The sequence below is a fragment of the Psychroserpens sp. genome (assembly GCF_047633235.1).
In the GTDB taxonomy this organism is placed as follows: domain Bacteria; phylum Bacteroidota; class Bacteroidia; order Flavobacteriales; family Flavobacteriaceae; genus Psychroserpens.
The window spans coordinates 16532-33828 of record NZ_JBLIET010000019.1; the positions used below are offsets into that span (position 1 = coordinate 16532).

The following is a 17297-nucleotide window of genomic DNA, read 5'->3' on the forward strand; positions in this document are numbered from 1 at the left end:
AATTTAAAAATGTGATTCTAAGTCTTTCAATTTAATATGACCTTCATAAAGTGCTTTACCAATAATAGCAGCTTCACAACCTAAATCCTCGAGAACATTTAAATCAGCAATAGAAGTCACACCTCCAGAAGCTATTAACTTGATATCTTTTGTTTCGTTTAAAATTCTTTTATATAAATCAAACGAAGGCCCTTGTAACATGCCGTCTTTGGCAATATCGGTACAAATCACATACTTTATCCCTTTGTTTTCATAGGATGTTATAAACGGAATCACATCCATGTCACTCTGCTCCTGCCAACCACTTACAGCTATCTTTTCATTATTACAGTCTGCACCAAGAATTATTTTTATGCCTCCATATTTATTAACCCAGCCCTCAAATATTCCAGCATTTTTGACCGCAATACTTCCTCCTGTAATTTGTTTTGCTCCAGAATTAAAAGCAATATGTAAATCCTCATCAGTTTTTAAACCTCCGCCAAAATCAATTTTTAATGTCGTTTTAGATGTTATTTGTTCTAATACCTTATAATTGACAACATGTTGAGCTTTGGCTCCATCAAGATCTACTAAATGTAGATATTGAATTCCTGCTGCCTCAAACTCCTTAGCAACTTCAATAGGGTTTTCGTTGTATATTTTTTTTGTGCTGTAATCACCTTTTGTGAGTCTAACACATTTTCCATCGATGATATCTATTGCTGGTATAATTCTCATGTTCACTTCCCACGAAGGTGGAAATCTCTTTTAATTAATATTTGTTTTCATATCTGTCAGATTTTAAAAAACCTAGCAGTAGATCTTTAATTTTAAAGCTCTAAAAAATTCCTCAATACTTGTTCTCCCACGACACTGCTTTTTTCAGGGTGAAATTGAACACCATAAAAATTGTCTTTTTGTAATGCAGAGGCATATTTCAATTCATATGTCGTTGATGCAATGGCTTCTTGGCACATGTCTGCATAAAAACTATGTACAAGGTACATGAAAGCATCCTCTTCTATGTTTCTAAACAGATTAGATTTTAACTCATTTATAGTATTCCATCCCATTTGAGGGACTTTGACTGCATTTGAGTAACGTTTGACATCAACATTGAAAATACCTAAGCCTTTTGTATTTCCCTCTTCGCTTGAATTACACATCAATTGCATCCCTAAACAAATACCTAAAACCGGTTGTTTTAAAGTTGGAATAAGTGTATCTAACCCACTTTGTTTAAGCATTTTCATTGCAGAACTTGCTTCTCCAACACCAGGAAAAATAACTCTCTCTGCAGATGTAATGACTTCAGGGTTGTTTGAAAGAATAGCATCCACTCCTAAACGTTTAAAAGCAAATTGAATACTCTTAATATTTCCTGCGCCATAATCGATTATTACTAGTTTCAAAGGTTTACTGTCCATTCATATTTGTTTTTCATTGAAGCTTGTCATTACAAATTCCAAAACTAAATTTTCATATTCCAAAAAATCACTCCAAGATTCTAAATTTGAAATTTTATTTTTTTTAATGTTTACTAAAAGTATTTACAACACTCCTTTTGTGGATGGCAATATCATTTTCTCTATATCTCGTTTTACAGCCATTTTAATAGCTTTTGCAAACGCTTTAAAAATCGCTTCGATTTTGTGATGTTCGTTAGTGCCTTCTGCTTTTATGTTTAAGTTACACTTAGCACCATCTGTAAACGATTTAAAAAAGTGGTAGAACATTTCAGTTGGCATTTTACCAATCATTTCACGTTTGAAATCTACTTCCCAAACTAACCAATTACGCCCTCCAAAATCAATTGCAGCTTGAGCAAAACAGTCATCCATTGGTAGAGAAAAACCATAGCGTTCAATTCCTAGTTTATTACCCAATGTCGCAGCGAACAATTCTCCAAGTGCAATTGCTGTATCCTCGATGGTATGATGCTCATCAACTTCTAAATCACCATCCACTTTAAGAGTCAAATCTAATTGTCCGTGACGCGAAATTTGATCAAGCATATGATCAAAAAAAGCTATTCCTGTATCAATATTACTGTTGCCTATGCCATCGAGATTTAAATCAATTTTAATTTTTGTCTCATTGGTATTTCTCTCAATACTCCCAGTTCTAGCGTCTGCTTTTAAAAAGGTATAAATGGCCTCCCAATCATTACTTTCTATAGCTATAAATTGATCTAATGCCTCACGTTTCACTGTGATTTCATCAGTTCCTAAATTGGTATTATCATTTATAAAAATTCCTTTTGAGCCTAAATTTTTAGCTAACTCTATATCTGTTAAGCGATCTCCAATAACAAAGGAGTTCGCTAAATCATAATTCGAAGAAAAGTATTTAGTCAGTAAACCTGTATTTGGTTTTCGCGTTGGCGCATTGTCTTTTGCAAAAGTTCTATCTATAAATTGTTCCTTAAAAACCACACCTTCTGCTTCAAACGTTTTTAGTACAAAGTTGTGAACTGGCCAAAATGTATTTTCTGGATAAACGTCAGTTCCCAAGCCGTCTTGATTAGTAATCATTACGATTTCAAAATCTAACTCTTTTGCTATTTTACTTAAATATTGAAATACTTTTGGGTAAAAATCTAGTTTTTCAAACGAGTCGATTTGTTCATCTGCTGGTTCTTTTATAATGGTTCCGTCTCTGTCTATAAATAGTACGCGCTGCATAATTGTTTCTTATTGAAACCTTTCAGGTCTTGAACACCTTACAGGTTGGTTAATGCTGTAATTAATTTTATATTTTCTTGTTGAGTTCCAACCGTAAATCGCAAGCAGTTTTCACAAAGTGGTTGGTTGGTTCTATTTCTTACTACAATTCCTTGCTGTATCAATCCCGTATAACGAGTATTTGCATCATCGACTTTTACTAAAATAAAATTGGCATCTGATGCATAAACAGTGTCTACAAATTCAATCTTTTTTAATTCTAAAATAAGCCAGTCACGTTGCTCTAGAATCCTCTTAATTTCTTCGGAAATCGCTATTGGTTTAGACAACCGCTCCAAAGCTTTCAATTGCGTTAATTCATTAACGTTATAAGGCGGTTTAATTCGGTTTAAAATAGAGATTATTTGTGTTGAAGCATAACAAACTCCCAAACGAATTCCTGCCATCCCATAAGCCTTGGACAAAGTCTGTGTGACTATTAAATTAGGAAACTCTTTCAATCTTCTAATCCATGACTCGTCTTTTGAAAAATCGATATAAGCTTCATCAATAATTACAATTCCATTGAAATTTAATATCAACTTCTCTATAGTAGCTGCTTTAAAGCTATTCGCCGTTGGATTATTTGGTGAACATAGAAACAACAATTTGGTTTTCGCATTTGCAGCGCTTAAAACGTCATCATAGTTAGGCTCAAAATCTGAACTTAATTGAATCTTAATATTTCTAACTGCATTGATATTTGCCAAAACATCATACATACCATATGTTGGTGGTAACGTAATAATGGCATCCATATTAGGTTCACAAAAAGCTCTAAAAATTAAATCTAACACTTCATCACTACCATTTCCCAGTAAGATATTATCTGTAGAAATATCCTTTAATTTGGAGAGTTGAGATTTCACTTTATACTGTTGCGGATCAGGATACCTATTAACTCCATTTTGAAACGGATTCTCATTGGCATCTAAAAATACCATATCACCAGACACCTCACTGTATTCATCTCTCGCTGATGAATACGGTTTTAAGTCTTTGATATTTCCTCTTAAAAAACTATCCAATTGAAATTGTTGACGCTCCATTAGGCTACTTTATTTTTAAGTTAGACATTTCTGATTTCTCAGAAATTAAATCTTTTAATCGCAATGTCACCGCATTTTTGTGTGCTTGTAAGCCTTCTGCCTCTGCCATTAACTCAATGGTATTACCAATATTTAAAATACCTTCTTTTGTGATCTTCTGAAATGTGATGCTTTTAGTAAAACTGTCTAAATTGACGCCAGAATAGGCTTTACTAAACCCATTAGTTGGCAAAGTGTGATTTGTTCCCGAGGCGTAATCTCCTGCGCTTTCAGGTGTGTAATTTCCAATAAATACAGATCCTGCATTTGCAATATTATCTACATAAAAATCTTCATTTTCTGTGCAAATAATAAAATGCTCTGGTGCGTATTCATTAATCATATCTAAAGCAATGTCGTGATTCTCAACATATATCAATTTAGAGTTATCAATTGCTTTTTGAGACATTTCTATTCTTGGTAGCAATTTGATTTGCTTCTCAACTTCAGAAGAAACAGCGTCCATTAATTGTCTTGATGTAGACACTAAAATAACCTGACTATCTGCTCCATGTTCTGCTTGGCTTAACAAATCTGAGGCGACATAACTTGCGTTTGCTGTATCATCTGCAACAACTAGTAACTCACTAGGTCCCGCTGGCATGTCTATGGCTACTCCATATTTTGTTGCTAATTGTTTCGCTACCGTTACATATTGGTTTCCAGGACCAAATATTTTATAAACTTGGGGTACGGTTTCTGTTCCAAAAGTTAAACCTGCAATGGCCTGAATACCTCCAACTTTAATGATTTTCGTCACACCACATAAGTGCGCTGTGTACATAATTTCATTGGCTATTTTTCCTTCTTTATTTGGAGGAGAACACAATACGATCTCTTTACAACCAGCAATATTAGCAGGAACTGTGAGCATTAATACTGTCGAAAACAAAGGAGCTGTACCTCCTGGAATGTATAACCCAACTTTCTGAATAGGTCGCTTTTCTTGCCAGCAATCAATACCTTTGGAAGTTTCTACAGAAACACGCTTTGTCTTTTGAGCTATATGGAAAGTTTCTATATTTTGCTTAGCTAACTGAATCGCTCGTTTTAATTCTTCGGAAACTGAATTTGATGCGTTTTCGATTTCTTCTGGAGATACAATCATCGCCTCCAATTTTACTCCGTCAAACATTTCAGTGTACTTTAATATTGCTTTGTCTCCCTGTCTCTGAACATCATTGAAGATTTCATTAACTGTATTCTCTATATTCTCTACAGTTTGAGTTGGCCTTTTTAGTAATTCAAACCAGTCTGCCTTATTGGGATTATATGTCTTATTCATTAGTGGATTCTTTACTATTGTTTAAATTAATGTTTAAAAAAAGATAGAGTCTTACATTAAAGTACCATGTTCTCTATTGGACACACCAATATTCCTTCTGCTCCATTTTTTTTAAGCTCATCAATAACTTCCCAAAACTCATTTTTATTAATTACAGAGTGTAACGAACTCCAACCTTCCTTAGCTAATGGCAAAATTGTTGGACTATTCATTCCTGGTAAAATGTTTACGATAGTTTCGATCTTATCATTTGGCGCATTTAACAAGACATATTTGCTTTGTCTTCCGCGCAGAACAGATTGTAACCGAAACTGTAACTTATTTAAAATTTGTTGGTTTTCCGAAGAAATTAAAGGAGAAACAGCTAAAACAGCTTCAGATTTTAATAATATTTCAACTTCTTTTAATCCGTTTTTATATAATGTACTTCCACTAGAAACAATATCAACAATTGCATCTGCTAATCCAATGTTAGGCGCAATCTCTACCGAACCGTTAATGATATGCAAATGTGCCTTAACATTATTCTTCTCTAAGAATTGATTAACTGTATTTGGATATGACGTGGCAATACGCTTGCCCTCAAGATCTGCAACACCATTATACTTGGCTGCTTTTGGCACTGCAATGGACACCTTACACGAAGAGAAACCTAGTTTTTCAACAACTGAAATTTTATCGCCTTTTTCAATTAATACATTTTCACCAATAATTGCGGCATCAACCACTCCATCTTTTAAATATTGAGGAATATCACCGTTTCTAAGATAAAATACTTCTAAAGGGAAATTCTTTGCAGATGCTTTTAATTGGTCTTTACCATTGTCTATAGAAATCCCAACGTCTTTTAAAATCTTCATAGAATCGTCATAAAGGCGTCCTGATTTTTGTACTGCTATTTTAAGTTTACTCATAATTTGTCTCGAGAAAGCGAGTATCTTTTATTTTGTGTCTGAGCTAAAATTGCGAATCAAAAAACCCGTTTGATTAGCTCAAACGGGTTTAAATATGTTTTGATTTTATTCAATACATCTTCAACTCGCTTGACAGCCAGTATGAAAATGATGATGTAATTGAGTAAGAATCATTAAATTGTTGTTATTTAATTAGGTGCAAAGATTGCGAATTAAAATTCATAATTCCAAATCTTGAAACACGATTTATGATAATATTAATATTTCAGTTTCAAATTATTGATTAAACCAATTTTCAACCTATTTTTCAAGGATAAGGACTTTGGTCACTGTAATCAAGGTAAGCCTTCAGTTTTTTTATTAACGACTGTAAAACTCACTTTTACTCAACGGTTACTAACTGCAGTAATATTTGCTTTTTAAAAATGATCTCGTTTATCCTGGCTTTGAACAAAACCAGAAAAACTAAATATTAAGACTATGAGAAATACTCTCAAATAAATATTATTGGTTACCTAAAATAATTGGCAATCCAGAATCTCCAGAACCGATAACAATAACTTTACTATTTGGAGACTCAGCGAGTTTCATAGTAGCATCTATACCTTTATCTTGTAAGATTTTATCAGTTAATGACGCACTTAATATTCTGTTAGATTCAGCTTTACCTTCTGCTTCAATAATTACTTTTTGAGCTTCTTTAGCAGCAGTCACTAATCTAAACTCATACTCTAAAGATTCTTGCTCTTGCTTTAATTTACGCTCAATAGCTTCTTTAATTGTTGAAGGTAAGGTTACGTCTCTAATTAAAATATCATTAATTTGAATAAACTGAGGCTCAACAATTTTTTTTGTTTCTTCCAAGATTTCATCTTGAATAGCATCTCTCTTACTTGAATATAATTGCTCAGGTGTATAACGACCAACAACACTACGCGCAGCACTTCTTATGGCCGGCTGTAATACTCTACTCTTATATTCAGTTCCTTTTTGATTATGTAATTTACCTAAGTTTTTAGCATCTGGCTCATACAATACAGAGGCATCTAATTTTATATCCAATCCATTAGAAGATAAAACAGACATTTTTTCAGGCATTTCTTGTTGACGCGTTTCATAATCTATAACACGATTCCAAGGCGCTATAATATGAAAACCAGGCCCTAACGCTTCTTTGTCGGGATCTACACCTTCACCAAGTGTTTCGTGTACTACTCCAGCATGCCCAGAATCAATTGTGACCGCTGATTTAAATAATCCAACTAATAATAGAACTATAACAATCAACGCTATAATGCCACTTTTTGGTAATTTTTCCATGATTTTAGTTTTTAAATAAGTCCGTTATATTTTCTTATAAACCACTCAATAGATAGACTTAGCGCTATGAGTGCTAGAAGATATTTCCAGTCTATCAAAGGTACGACTTTTTTAGTGCTTTTTTGTATTGTAGCGAACCTAGAATCGTTAATTAAATCATAAGTTAATGTCGACGTATTATCTATAAAATAGGAAGTTCCTTCGCTATTTGTTGCTAAGGCCTGAAGCTTAGTAACATTGGCATTTAAGAATTGTTGTTCAACATTGTAGTCTAAGATTTTGAGTTCGCCAGATTTTGATATATTCTCGTTATTTACTGTTACAGTAAATGAATAATTCCCGGCTTCTAAACCACTTAAATCTATTTCGTAGGCCGTATTCTTTAGGACAAACGGATATGACTTAACATCATCTGTGTCTTTGTTTTTTAGAGTAATATTTAAATTTGCATTATCATCAAATATATAATTCTTATTGAAAAACTGTGAAGTGATTCTCACATTATCATTACCGTTATAGAAAGATTCATAATTTACATTTAATCGTGTCCGGCGCTTATTAGTGCTTAGGTACTGCACCAGTTTTCCCATAAAATTATCAAACGTATTAAATGAATTCTCATTAATGTAGGCCTGCGCTCTCCATCTCCATAAACCCTCACCCATTATTAGTGCTTCACGTTTATCATTAATCTCAAAAGTGGCAAAAAGAGGTTCGTCAATTTGATTGCCATTAATAGTTTTATAAAGAATAGTTTCGAAAGGTACCGCAAATGAGGTTTCACCAAATGCTCCTTTTAAAGGCGGAAATTCTCCAAAGCTCAAATCATCAATTATAAATGTTGAATAGTTTTGATTTAAACTTGGTTGATACTCCTCGATTTGATTCGTTAATTCCTGTTTATAATTACTTTGCAATTGATTTAATAAAGACCAATTTGTTTTCGTCCCAGTAATAACAATTTTATTGAGTTTTAACTTCTCAATTTCATTGAATAATGCTCTAAAGTTATTCGTTGGTTGATACATAATAACCAATTGATAATCTGCCGATTTATTTAAAAATTCAACCGTAGACAGGATATCTGCATTGCGTTGTTCATTACTTTCTATCGATTTTTTGAGGGCACCTAAATCTGGATGTAATAGATCAGATACTATCGCAACTTTCGTTTTTTGATCTATCACTTCAACCGCAAAATTTTTGACATTGTTGATGGTGTTTTTTTCATTTTCTAGCGGAACTACTTGAGCTTTATAGCTTGTCACACCTACTCTATTAGCAGGTAAAGTAACGTTTACGATTTGTGAAGTTTGTGATTTACTAAACGTTAATGGTTTAGAAAACACTATGGTATTTCCTGTAGAAATTCTCAACTGTGTATTTACTGTCGCATTCCCATTATAAGTAGCAATAACCTCTACCGGAAACTTGTTTTTTAAATACGCATAGCGATTCACATTTAACTGTTGAACCTTAATATCTGTATAAGTAGTTGTATCTCCTAAAATAATTGGAAAAATGGATTGCTTATATCGTTTTGTCATATAAGCATAGTCATTTCCGTAGGTTTGATTCCCATCAGAAATAATAAGCATTGGAGAAATGGAGTTATTATACACTTCAGATAAACGTTCAAAAACTAACGCAATGTTAGACTGCTTCTCATCGAACGATAACGAATCTGTTGGGTTTATTTCTTTTCCGAAGCTATAAAACTCCAGATTAAAATTCTCGTTCAGAGCTTCATTAGCTTTCAAAGACTTAATAAGATCTGATGTATTTTGCGCCTGATCGAAATAGTTTATAGATTCTGAATTATCTACAGCCACAACCAAATTTGGCTTTTCATTATAATAGGAAACCTTATCAAACTTAGGATTAATAAGTAATAAAAAGATTGAAAAATAGGTCACAAAACGTAAGGCTGATAATAGCCAAGCACGTCTCCCTTTTAGTTTTGCTTTATAAGCATACTGAAAAAGCGCTAATGATAGCGCTATGATTCCAGATATGATAATATATGTTATTGTTTCTGTTTGCAATGAATATAGTTCTATTATGTCAACATTCCACCATCAACATTCAACGTCTGTCCTGTAATATAAGTACTCATATCACTAGCTAAAAATACGCAAGCGTTTGCAATGTCCTCTGGACTTCCGCCACGTTTTAATGGAATGGCATTTCTCCAACCTTTTACAATTTCTTCGTCTAATTTAGCAGTCATTTCAGTTTCAATAAAACCAGGAGCAATCACATTGCTTCTAATATTTCTAGACCCTAATTCTAAAGCTACAGACTTAGAAAACCCAATAATACCCGCTTTTGAAGCTGCATAATTGGTTTGCCCTGCGTTACCTTTTACACCAACAACAGAACTCATATTGATTATAGACCCTTTACGTTGCTTCAACATCGTACGTAAAACAGCTTTAGTCATGTTAAAAACCGATTTTAAGTTGACTTCAATTACTTTATCAAAATCTTCTTCTCCCATTCTCATGAGGAGATTATCTTTTGTAATTCCTGCGTTATTTACTAATATATCTATGCTTCCAAAATCTACAAGAACATCTTCTACTAGTTTTTGAGACTCGTCAAAATTAGCGGCATTACTTTGGTACCCTTTAGCTTTAACTCCTTGAACCTTTAATTCTTTCTCTAATTCATTTGCTGCTTCTACCGAAGCGCTATAGGTGAATGCCACATTAGCTCCATGCTGAGCAAAAACTTGCGCAATACCTTTACCTATACCTCGACTTGCACCAGTGATTATTGCTGTTTTTCCTTCTAATAACTTCATTATATACTATTTAATAGTTGGTATTCAAATATAGGAAATACATGTTGTAGAACATATAAAAATTTCACAAAATCTTTTGCGGTTTTTGGATAAAAAAAGCAGCTACAAATAAATGCGACTGCTTTTGAGTTTTTTATATTTCCGAAGTAATATTACATCTTAACCTCTTGGGGTTGCTCGTAGTTAAATAAATAATCAATATCCATTTCTTGCAGCTTTCCTAACTTTTTTAATGCTTTAAAATCGATATCTTTTTTGCTACCAATAACCATTACATTATAGTTTTCTCCTTTGATATTTGTATTGAAGAAATCACGTAAATCTGCCATAGTCATATCTTTTATGGTATTATACATATCTTCTCTATTATCATTATCGATACCTAATTTTTTGAGTCGCTCGTAATTCCAGAACACACTGGATTTTGTGATCCGTTGTGCTGCTAGTTTTTTTAATGTCGCTTCTTTAGCAGCATTGAATTGCTCTACCGCTTCTGGCATATTGGTCATTAATTCCATCATTGCATCAACTGCTTGCGGCATTTTATTAGCTTGAGTTCCCATGTAAGCCATCACGTAGTTGTTATCCTCTTTTTTACTTGCAGTACTGTAACTAGAAAACGCAGAATAAGCTAATGATTTTGATTCTCTAATTTCTTGAAAAACAATAGATGATAAACCACTACCAAAATACGTGTTAAATAATGTTGAAGCCGCCATATTATCTGCGCTGAAAGGATCTCCTTTTGCTAAGAATAACATTTCTGATTGTACCATATCAAAATCAACGAAGTAAACATTTCCTCCAGTTTCTTTCTCCAAATAAGCCATTGCTTCTGGATATGTTTTTAATTCCTCAGCAACTTTATGACTTGTATTTAAAGCTGCAACAGCTGCATCAATATCTTTTCCGTAGTAAAAAATACGTTGCTCAAAGTTCTTCATACCTTTTACAATATCTACTAAATTTGTAGGGTCCATAGCTTCAAGTTCTTTGGTTTGAAAGATGTTTCTTAAACGTGAATTATCTCCATACTTACCGTAGTTCATTAAACCATTCCAAAGAATATTTCCTTTTTGTGACTTACCATCTACTCTCCCTTTTGTAATAGATTCTGCATATTTATTGTACGCGTCTTGATCTGGCACAGCGTTGTTCCAAAGGTGTTCTAAAAGCTCTAATCCTTTTGGTAAGTTTTCTTTTAACCCGTTTAATCCAACATAGGTTGTCTCTGCTCCTGCACTAACATAATAATTAACACCTAATTTGTAGAATTCTTTTTTCAATTCTTCCGCAGAATATTTATCAGTCCCTAAATACTCCATATATCCAGCTGCGAGTCCTAGCTGTTTGTCGTTATCACTTCCCATGTCAAAAATGATATTCATATCAAATAAGTCGTTACTCTCATTATTAATATGAGCGACTTTAATATCATTATCTAATTTAGTTTCTTTGATTTCTTTCTTATAATCAATAAATTTTGGCTGTAATGGTTTAGATTTCATTTTACCAAAATCCACTAAAAATGGAGAACTCAATTCTCTATTTACATTAACTGGTGTAATTCCTGGGTTTTGTACTTTTACAATAGACGCATCTTCACCTTGCCTTTTATAAGTAACCACGTAGTTGTCTTTATAAAAAGTATTTGCAAAATCAACTAATTCTTGTTTAGAGATTTTCTTAAGATCATCTAAAAACTGAACACGATTCTTCCAATTCTCATCCTTTATAAAAGCATCCACATACATATCTGCTAGAGCAGAACTGTTTTCATATTGCTGAGTTTGACTTAATTTTAAATCATTAATGACAGCATTCATCATCCATTCATCAAATTCACCCTTTTTTAATTTTTCAATTTGAGCTAGAAGCAACAATTTAAGCTCGTCTAAAGTTTGTCCCTCTTTTGGTGCTCCACTAAAAGTATGGTACCCATATTCTTTAAGGAATGTTGGACTACAACCAGCATATTGCACCAATTGTTTTTGATTTAAGTTTAAATCTATAAGTCCAGCGTTTCCATTAGCAAGAATCATATCTGCCATAGTGACTAGTTTTTCTTGTTCTGAACCAGCGCTTTCCGTTCTAAATGCAATAGAAAGACTTTCAGACGTTGGACCAAAAACCTCTTTTACAACTGGTGAAGTAATTGATTCTTCTATTGGTAATATAGGATGAACGACTTCTTTCTTTTCAAATTTTCCGAAGACATCATTTACCGATTTAATCGTGTCATCAAAATCAATATCACCAACCAATACCATTGCCATATTATTTGGCACATAATACGTATTGAAATAATTATGAATATCAACCATTGAAGGATTTTTCAAGTGCTCTGCAATACCTATAGTTGATTGTTGACCATAAGGATGATTTGGAAATAAACCTTCTAGCATTGCGGCATATTGCTTACGACCATCATTATCTTGACCTCTATTAAATTCTTCAAAGACTGCTTCTAATTCTGTATGAAACAAACGTAATACCAATTGACTAAAACGCTCTCCTTCTAAGTGTAACCACTTATCTAATTCGTTTGCTGGTATTTTATTAGTATATACTGTTTGTTCAAACCAAGTGTATGCATTAGTTCCCGTAGCTCCTAAAGAAGCCATCATTTTATCATATTCATTAGCAATACTGTGATTTGAAGCTTCGAGAGACACTTCATCAATCTTTTTGTATAATTCTAACTTCTTTGCAGGATCATTTTCGGCTCTGTGTTGCTCATATAAATCTGAAATTTGATCTAAGAACCCTTTCTCTTTTTCCCAGTCTGCAGATCCAATCTGATCAGTACCTTTAAAAACCATATGTTCAAGATAGTGAGCAAGACCTGTAGACTCTTTTGGATCGTAATTTGAACCCGCTCTTACAGCAACATAAGTTTGAATTTTTGGTTCTTCTACATTTTTACTTAGATAGACTTTTAACCCGTTGTCCAGAGTATACAACCGTAAACCAGTTGGATCATTAGCGACAGCCTCGTAAGAGAACCCATTAGCATCTGTATTGAATTCTACAGCATAAGCTAAATCCTTGTTTTCTTTTTCAGTTTTGCAATTGTAAGCCAGAGCGACGATACAAAGCATCAATAATAGTTTGATGTGTTTCATAAAGATTGATTTGATTAAAAAAAAATTCCGTTGACTAAATGTACAGTCAACGGAATTATAATGTATGTTATTTGTGTTTATTTTAACAGGAAATATCTTATTTATTCATTACTTCTGCTACCTTCTTTCCAATTTCAGCAGGTGATTCTACAACATGAATTCCACAAGCTCTCATAATCTTCTTTTTTGCTTGAGCAGTATCATCACTTCCTCCAACAATTGCGCCAGCATGACCCATTGTGCGTCCTGCAGGTGCAGTCTCTCCTGCAATAAAACCAATAATTGGTTTTTTACTTCCACTCGCTTTATACCAATACGCAGCATCTGCTTCTAATTGACCTCCAATTTCGCCAATCATAACAACCGCTTCAGTTTCTGGATCATTAATCAATAACTCAACAGCTTCTTTAGTTGTTGTCCCTATAATAGGATCTCCTCCAATACCAATAGCAGTGGTAATTCCCAATCCTTGTTTTACAACTTGATCTGCAGCTTCATAAGTTAAAGTACCTGATTTTGATACGATACCAACGTTACCTTTTTTGAAAACAAAACCTGGCATAATACCAACTTTAGCCTCACCTGGAGTGATAACTCCCGGGCAGTTAGGGCCAATCAATCTACAATCTCTTCCTTTTATGTAGTTTGACGCTTTAATCATATCGGCAACAGGAATACCCTCTGTAATTGTAATAATCACTTTGATACCTGCGTCTGCAGCTTCCATAATTGCATCTGCAGCAAATGCAGGCGGAACAAAAATAATAGTAGTATTTGCTCCAACTTCTTTCACAGCATCTGCAACCGTATTAAAAACAGGTCTGTCTAGGTGAGTTTGACCTCCTTTTCCTGGAGTAACACCACCAACAACATTTGTTCCATATTCAATCATTTGACCAGCGTGGAATGTACCTTCACTACCTGTAAATCCTTGAACAATTATTTTTGAATCTTTATTAACTAAAACGCTCATTTGTGTTTGTTTTATTGCCTTTTTTTCTCCGGAAATGTACCGTTATGAGAAATTATAGGCTATTTATAGTTTTGATTTTTACTTTTTTATTTATACAGAGAATGATTTTCTGAATGCGACTACAAAAATAAGATATTGCTTATGATTTCTAAACCTTTTTAAACTTTTATTTCAGCATAAGAATTTAAACTTTCTGGTGTGTCATCAGCCAATTGACTCATCTCGTATCCTCTATATAATTTACCATCCTTGACTTCCCAAATAGATATAAAGTGTGCTAAAGCGTCTTCTTTTTTTGGTCGCTCAATTGATGTTACATAAATGGTATATCTAGCAGTTATTGTATTAGCATCTTCTAAAAGATGACTTAATCTATATTTAAAGGAGTGAAAAGAAGCTTTCACACCTTCAAGCATCTTTTGTAAACCCTGTAAATCTAGTTTTGTATAGCCTTTACTACTATGCCATTTCAATTCACAATCTTTATGAAAATGATTTATAACACCTTCGTCTTTAGCCAAGTCTAAGTCATAAAATGCTTTGACCATTTGTTTTGCTGACATTTATAAGTTTTTTAATTTTTCAAGAATTTCAGGAATTTTTCTAATCGCTGCAATTTCTTTGTACTTGCTTCTAAAATCATCTGCAGGAACACCAAAATAGCTTTTATGTCCTTCTAGTGATTTACTAACCCCCGCTTTTGCAGAAATTATTGCTTTTGTCCCTATGGTAATTCCGCTGGTAATTCCTACTTGTCCCCAGATAGTCACTTCATCTTCAATGATTACACAACCTGCGATGCCTACTTGTGACGCTATCAAGCATTTTTTACCAATTCGCGTATCATGACCAACCTGAATTTGATTATCTAACTTAGAACCTTCTCCAATAATAGTATCTCCTGTAACACCTTTGTCAATGGTACAAAGAGCTCCTAAGTCCACATTGTTTTCAATGATTACTCGTCCTCCAGATTTTAACTGATCATAACCTTCCGGCCTGTTTTTATAATAAAACGCACTTGCTCCTAATACTGTACCTGCATGAATAGTGACGTTATCTCCAATAACAGTATCATCATAAATACTAACATTTGAATGAATAGTACAATGGTTACCTATAACAACGTTATTTCCTATGAAGCAATTGGGTTGAATAATTGTATTTTTACCAATTTTAACTGTTTGAGAAATGGCAATATCGGACGATTGAAAGGGCTTAAAGTGAAGCGTTAATTTATTAAAGTCTCTAAAAGGATCATCACTTATTAGGAGTGCCTTTCCTTCTGGGCAATCTACTTTTTTATTAATTAATACAATAGTAGCAGCGCTTTCTAATGCTTTACCGTAATATTTTGGATGATCTACAAAAACAATATCTCCAGATTCTACAACATGAATTTCGTTCATTCCTAAAACCGGAAAGTCATCTGCTCCAATATATTCAGTAGAAATAAGATGAGCGATTTGTTTAAGTGTCTGCGCCTTTGGAAACTTCATATTTTTAGTCTTCAGTGGTGAGTTTTCAGTAATCAGTCTTTCTAGTAAGCACTGCTAACTGAAGACTGATTACTGACTACTAGTTTCTATTCTTTTACGCGTTCTTTATAAGTCCCCTTTTCGGTTTCTATTTTTATTTTATCACCTTCATTTATAAACAAAGGAACATTAACCTCTGCTCCTGATTCAACTATTGCAGGTTTTGTTGCATTTGTTGCTGTATTACCTTTAATTCCAGGTTCCGTTGATGTCACTTCAAGAACTACACTCGCGGGCATATCTACCGATAGTGGCATATTATCTTCAGTATTAATCAATACCGTAACGACTTCTCCTTCTTTCATTAAATCTGGACGGTCTAATGCTGCTTCTAATAAACGAATTTGTGTATAATCTACTTCATTCATAAAGTGATAAAACTCACCGTCGTTATATAGGTATTGAAATTTATGTGTCTCAACGCGTACATCTTCAATTTTATGTCCAGCAGAGAAGGTGTTGTCTAAAACCTTACCTGTGGTAACACTTTTCATTTTTGTTCTAACAAAAGCTGGTCCTTTACCTGGTTTTACATGTAAAAATTCTATAATCTTAAAAATATCATGGTTATATCTTATGCATAATCCGTTTCTTATATCTGAAGTACTTGCCATATATTATATGTTATTAAGTTGTTTTTTTATTGAGTTATTACTCAAACGCTATTCTTATGTGTATTCCTTTTTCCGAAGAAAAAAAATTAATTTGATTTGAAATATCCTTTCATAATTCCGCGATGTGAATTCTTAATAAATTGAAGAATCTCATCGCGTTCTGGAGTTGCTTCCATCTCTGCTTCTATTAAATCTGAAGCCTGAGTATTATTATAATTTTTTTGATATAGCATTCTGTATATATCTTGAATTTCTCTAATTTTCTCTGTCGTAAACCCTCTGCGACGCAAACCTACAGAGTTAATACCTACATAGGATAATGGCTCACGACCAGCTTTCACGTATGGTGGCACATCTTTTCTAACTAAAGATCCGCCTGTCACGAAGGCATGATTACCAATAGACACAAATTGATGTACAGCAGTCATTCCTGCCAAAACCACATAATCACCAACATTAATATGTCCCGCCAATGTACTGTTATTTGAAAAAATACAATTATTACCAACAATACAATCGTGGGCAATATGGCAATATGCCATAATCAAACAGTTATTCCCAATCACCGTTTTCATTTTATCTGTAGTGCCTCGATTAATCGTAACACACTCTCTTATAGTAACATTATCCCCTATTACTGTAAGCGTATCTTCATCATCGTATTTTAAATCCTGAGGTACAGCAGAAATAACAGAACCTGGGAAAATATTGCAATTTTTTCCAATTCTTGCGCCTTCCATTATCGTTACGTTACTTCCAATCCAAGTTCCTTCTCCAATTGTAACATTGCTGTAAATAGTTGTAAAAGGCTCAATAACTACATTCTTCGCGATTTTTGCTCCAGGATGTACGTATGCTAAAGGTTGGTTCATTTTTTAGTTTTTATTTTTACTCAAAAGTAAAATGTATTCGCCAAGAATGTATAGAAA

Annotated in this window: 15 protein-coding genes; all 15 read right to left on the reverse strand. The window is 33.5% G+C overall.

Annotated elements, in window-relative coordinates; genetic code table 11:
* Nucleotides 1-3: 3 nt before the first annotated feature.
* Nucleotides 4-720, reverse strand: coding sequence for a 1-(5-phosphoribosyl)-5-[(5-phosphoribosylamino)methylideneamino]imidazole-4-carboxamide isomerase (gene hisA, locus ACJAZK_RS07910; protein ID WP_415223455.1), 717 nt, complete (start codon nucleotides 718-720; stop codon nucleotides 4-6).
* A 92-nt stretch (nucleotides 721-812) separates the two neighbouring features.
* Nucleotides 813-1394 carry an imidazole glycerol phosphate synthase subunit HisH gene (gene hisH / locus ACJAZK_RS07915; protein WP_415223456.1) on the reverse strand — a complete coding sequence of 194 codons (582 nt, stop codon included), beginning with the start codon at nucleotides 1392-1394 and terminating at the stop codon, nucleotides 813-815.
* A gap of 138 nt (nucleotides 1395-1532) precedes the next feature.
* The gene (hisB, locus tag ACJAZK_RS07920; RefSeq protein WP_415223457.1) at nucleotides 1533-2666 is read right to left on the reverse strand and encodes a bifunctional histidinol-phosphatase/imidazoleglycerol-phosphate dehydratase HisB; all 1134 of its coding nucleotides are present in this window, start codon (nucleotides 2664-2666) and stop codon (nucleotides 1533-1535) included.
* 38 nt (nucleotides 2667-2704) lie between these two features.
* Nucleotides 2705-3754, reverse strand: coding sequence for a histidinol-phosphate transaminase (gene hisC, locus ACJAZK_RS07925; protein WP_415223458.1), 1050 nt, complete (start codon nucleotides 3752-3754; stop codon nucleotides 2705-2707).
* Between the two features lie 4 nt (nucleotides 3755-3758).
* Nucleotides 3759-5078: a histidinol dehydrogenase gene (gene hisD, locus ACJAZK_RS07930; RefSeq protein WP_415223459.1), complete on the reverse strand. Its 1320-nt coding sequence runs from the start codon at nucleotides 5076-5078 to the stop codon at nucleotides 3759-3761.
* A gap of 56 nt (nucleotides 5079-5134) precedes the next feature.
* Nucleotides 5135-5992, reverse strand: a complete 858-nt coding sequence (gene hisG, locus ACJAZK_RS07935; RefSeq protein WP_415223460.1) for an ATP phosphoribosyltransferase — start codon at nucleotides 5990-5992, stop codon at nucleotides 5135-5137.
* A gap of 504 nt (nucleotides 5993-6496) precedes the next feature.
* Nucleotides 6497-7312 (reverse strand): prohibitin family protein, encoded by an 816-nt coding sequence (locus tag ACJAZK_RS07940; RefSeq protein WP_415223461.1) that lies wholly within the window; start codon nucleotides 7310-7312, stop codon nucleotides 6497-6499.
* 11 nt (nucleotides 7313-7323) lie between these two features.
* The gene (locus ACJAZK_RS07945; protein WP_415223462.1) at nucleotides 7324-9357 is read right to left on the reverse strand and encodes a VWA domain-containing protein; all 2034 of its coding nucleotides are present in this window, start codon (nucleotides 9355-9357) and stop codon (nucleotides 7324-7326) included.
* 14 nt (nucleotides 9358-9371) lie between these two features.
* Complete coding sequence (gene fabG, locus ACJAZK_RS07950) at nucleotides 9372-10118, reverse strand: 3-oxoacyl-[acyl-carrier-protein] reductase (RefSeq protein ID WP_415223463.1); 747 nt, start codon at nucleotides 10116-10118, stop codon at nucleotides 9372-9374.
* A gap of 152 nt (nucleotides 10119-10270) precedes the next feature.
* Nucleotides 10271-13243, reverse strand: a complete 2973-nt coding sequence (locus ACJAZK_RS07955; RefSeq protein WP_415223464.1) for a M16 family metallopeptidase — start codon at nucleotides 13241-13243, stop codon at nucleotides 10271-10273.
* 97 nt (nucleotides 13244-13340) lie between these two features.
* The gene (gene sucD / locus ACJAZK_RS07960; protein WP_415223465.1) at nucleotides 13341-14216 is read right to left on the reverse strand and encodes a succinate--CoA ligase subunit alpha; all 876 of its coding nucleotides are present in this window, start codon (nucleotides 14214-14216) and stop codon (nucleotides 13341-13343) included.
* A gap of 158 nt (nucleotides 14217-14374) precedes the next feature.
* Entirely contained in the window at nucleotides 14375-14779 is a 405-nt protein-coding gene (locus ACJAZK_RS07965) for a nuclear transport factor 2 family protein (protein WP_415223466.1), read from the reverse strand.
* Nucleotides 14780-15715, reverse strand: a complete 936-nt coding sequence (locus tag ACJAZK_RS07970; RefSeq protein ID WP_415223467.1) for a UDP-3-O-(3-hydroxymyristoyl)glucosamine N-acyltransferase — start codon at nucleotides 15713-15715, stop codon at nucleotides 14780-14782. It abuts the gene before it with no gap.
* 86 nt (nucleotides 15716-15801) lie between these two features.
* Nucleotides 15802-16368: an elongation factor P gene (efp, locus tag ACJAZK_RS07975; RefSeq protein WP_415223468.1), complete on the reverse strand. Its 567-nt coding sequence runs from the start codon at nucleotides 16366-16368 to the stop codon at nucleotides 15802-15804.
* Between the two features lie 86 nt (nucleotides 16369-16454).
* Nucleotides 16455-17240 carry an acyl-ACP--UDP-N-acetylglucosamine O-acyltransferase gene (lpxA, locus tag ACJAZK_RS07980; protein ID WP_028870967.1) on the reverse strand — a complete coding sequence of 262 codons (786 nt, stop codon included), beginning with the start codon at nucleotides 17238-17240 and terminating at the stop codon, nucleotides 16455-16457.
* Nucleotides 17241-17297: the final 57 nt, after the last annotated feature.